Origin of the sequence: Streptomyces marokkonensis (assembly GCF_039539045.1) — a bacterium.
GTDB lineage: Bacteria > Actinomycetota > Actinomycetes > Streptomycetales > Streptomycetaceae > Streptomyces > Streptomyces marokkonensis.
The window spans coordinates 1-2,902 of sequence record NZ_BAABCQ010000332.1; the positions used below are offsets into that span (position 1 = coordinate 1).

A 2,902-nucleotide genomic window follows, 5' to 3' on the forward strand; every position below is an offset into this window, starting at 1 on the left:
CGAACGGGCCGGTCGCCCTTTACTCTGATGCCTGCTCGCTAGTTACTCGCGAGTTAAACAGCGCCTGAGCAGGCCGGAACAATCGCCCGAGAGTGAACCAGCCGCACCTTAACCAGCCACACCTGAACCAGCCACACCTGAACCAGCCGCACCTGAGCCGGTCGTAACGAGCAGAACGAGCAGGCCGCACCGTCGCGGGCCCACGGAGGACGTCGTGAGCGACACACAGACACTGATCGAGAACCGTCCGCCCTCCGTGGCGGGACTCTTCCTGGAACGGGTGACGGCCACGCCGGACGCCGAGGCCTACCGCTACCCGGTGCCGTCGGCCTCGGGCGAGGGACCGGACGACTGGAAGTCGCTGACCTGGGCACAGGCGGCCGAACGGGTCTACGCGATCGCGGCAGGCCTGATCGAGCTGGGCATCCAGTCGCAGCAGCGCGTGGCGCTGGCCTCCGCCACGCGGCTGGAGTGGATCCTCGCCGACCTCGGCATCATGTGCGCGGGCGCCGCGACGACCACCGTCTACCCGCAGACCAACACCGAGGAGTCCGCCTACATCCTCTCCGACTCGGAGAGCCGGGTGCTGATCGCGGAGGACGCCGCGCAGCTGGCCAAGGCCAGGGAGAAGAAGGCGGAGCTGCCCGACCTCACCCACGTCGTGGTGATCGACGCGACCGGCGCCGACACCGGCGAGGACTGGATTCTCACTCTCGGTGCACTGGAGGCCCTCGGCGCGGCCCGCCTGGAGAAGGAGCCGGAGCTGATCAAGGAGAGGGTCGGCGCGCTCACCAAGGACCAGCTGGCCACCCTCATCTACACCTCCGGCACCACCGGCCGGCCCAAGGGTGTCCGCCTTCCGCACGACTGCTGGTCGTACATGGCCAGGGCGACCGCCGCGACCGGCCTGATCAACGGCGACGACGTGCAGTACCTGTGGCTGCCGCTCGCGCACGTCTTCGGCAAGGTCCTGACCTCGGGCCAGATCGAGGTCGGTCACGTCACCGCCGTCGACGGCCGGGTCGACAAGATCATCGAGAATCTGCCGGTCGTCCGGCCGACCTACATGGCGGCCGTGCCGCGCATCTTCGAGAAGGTCTACAACGGCGTCGCCGCCAAGGCCCGGGCGGGCGGCGGAGCCAAGTACAAGATCTTCCAGTGGGCCGCCGCAGTCGCCCGCGAGTACGCCAAGGTCACCCAGGACAACTTCAAGCGCACCGGCACCGCCGGCGCCCCCTTCGGCCTGTCCACCAAGCACGGCATCGCCGACAAGCTCGTCTACGCCAAGATCCGCGAGGCCTTCGGCGGACGCCTGCGCGCCTGCGTCTCCGGCTCGGCGGCCCTCGCCCCCGACATCGGCTACTTCTTCGCCGGCGCCGGCATCCACATCCTGGAGGGCTACGGCCTCACCGAGTCCTCCGCCGCCTCCTTCGTCAACCCCGGCGAGGCCTACCGCACCGGCACGGTCGGCAAGCCGCTGCCCGGCACCGAGGTGCGCATCGCCGACGACGGCGAGATCCTGCTGCGCGGCCCCGGCATCATGGAGGGCTACCACAAGCTGCCCGAGAAGACCGCCGAGGTCCTGGAGTCGGACGGCTGGTTCCACACCGGCGACATCGGCGAGCTGTCGCCCGACGGCTACCTGCGTATCACGGACCGCAAGAAGGACCTCATCAAGACGTCGGGCGGCAAGTACATCGCGCCCGCCGAGGTCGAGGGCCGGTTCAAGGCGGTGTGCCCCTACGTCTCCAACATCCTGGTGCACGGCGCCGACCGGAACTTCTGCACCGCGCTCATCGCCCTGGACGAGATCGCGATCACCCAGTGGGCGAAGGAGAACGGCCTCGAGGGCAGGCCGTACGCGGAGATCGTCGCGGCGCCCGCGACCGTCGAGATGGTCGACGGCTACGTCAAGCAGCTCAACGAGGGCCTCCAGCGCTGGCAGACCATCAAGAAGTTCCGCCTGCTGCCCCGCGACCTCGACGTCGAGCACGGGGAGATCACCCCGAGCCTGAAGCTGAAGCGGCCGGTCGTGGAGCGGGAGTACAAGCACCTGATCGAGGAGATGTACGACGGCTCGCGGGAGGCCTGACCGCGCGTGCGGCTTGCGGGCGGGACCGTGTGACCCGCCCCAAGACTGTTTGACGACCAGCGAGTTGCCCGGCCGACAGTCGACGCGCGTCATGCGTGAACATGGCCGACGGGCGAGCGTAAGGAAAGCCGTGGCTGCGAGGGGTGGCGGCCGGTAGGCTCGAAGATCCTCAGAAGCACCCGGCGAGCCACTAGCGTTCTCGGGGCGCACGGCTACCCAGAGAGAGCGTATCCATCTGGTGAGCGCGGGTGGCACGGCGCGTACGCCGGATCCCAGGCTTGCGGACCTCGCCCGGACGTCACGCAACTTCGGGTTCCTGCACGACCATCTACCACTGCTCGTAGCCTACGGTGCCGCCGCCGAGGCCCATGTTCTCACCGATCCGAACACGTCGCTGCTCAAGTCCCGCCAGTTCGGCGAGGCCCTCGTGTCTCGGCCCGTCGAAGAACCGGCGCATGACCTGGCAGTGATCACTGGCGACGAAGCGACTCTCCGCAGGCTCGGGGCGGGTTCCCCGAGCGAGAATCCACTGAATGGTGGCGAGAGATCGTAGTGCGGTCCGAGGGCTTCAAGGTGAATGGCACCCGGTTCAGGGTCTGGTTGGTGGCCCATGCGGCTGGTCACTCGTTCGGGTGAGTCTGGCCGGACTTGCGGGGGGATCCGAGGCCTGTCGCTAAGTTGGCGGCACGACGACGCCAATGAAATCCGGAGGAACCGGACGTGCCCCGTGTGTCCTTCGGTCGCGTGTGTCAGATGGGTTCCGCGCCGCAGTCGGCGCAGGCGTTCTGTGTGATCTCTGAAAAATCAGTA

The 2,902-nt window shown here is 68.1% G+C and carries 2 protein-coding genes; one reads left to right on the top strand and one right to left on the bottom strand.

The genetic code is table 11. The features are described from left to right. Positions 1-214: 214 nt before the first annotated feature. Positions 215-2,092: an AMP-dependent synthetase/ligase gene (locus ABEA26_RS35580; protein ID WP_345598160.1), complete on the top strand. Its 1,878-nt coding sequence runs from the start codon at positions 215-217 to the stop codon at positions 2,090-2,092. Between the two features lie 328 nt (positions 2,093-2,420). Here ABEA26_RS35580 and ABEA26_RS35585 read toward each other — a convergent pair whose 3' ends face one another. Beyond that, positions 2,421-2,549 (bottom strand): hypothetical protein, encoded by a 129-nt coding sequence (locus ABEA26_RS35585; RefSeq protein ID WP_345598161.1) that lies wholly within the window; start codon positions 2,547-2,549, stop codon positions 2,421-2,423. Between the last annotated feature and the right edge of the window lie 353 nt (positions 2,550-2,902).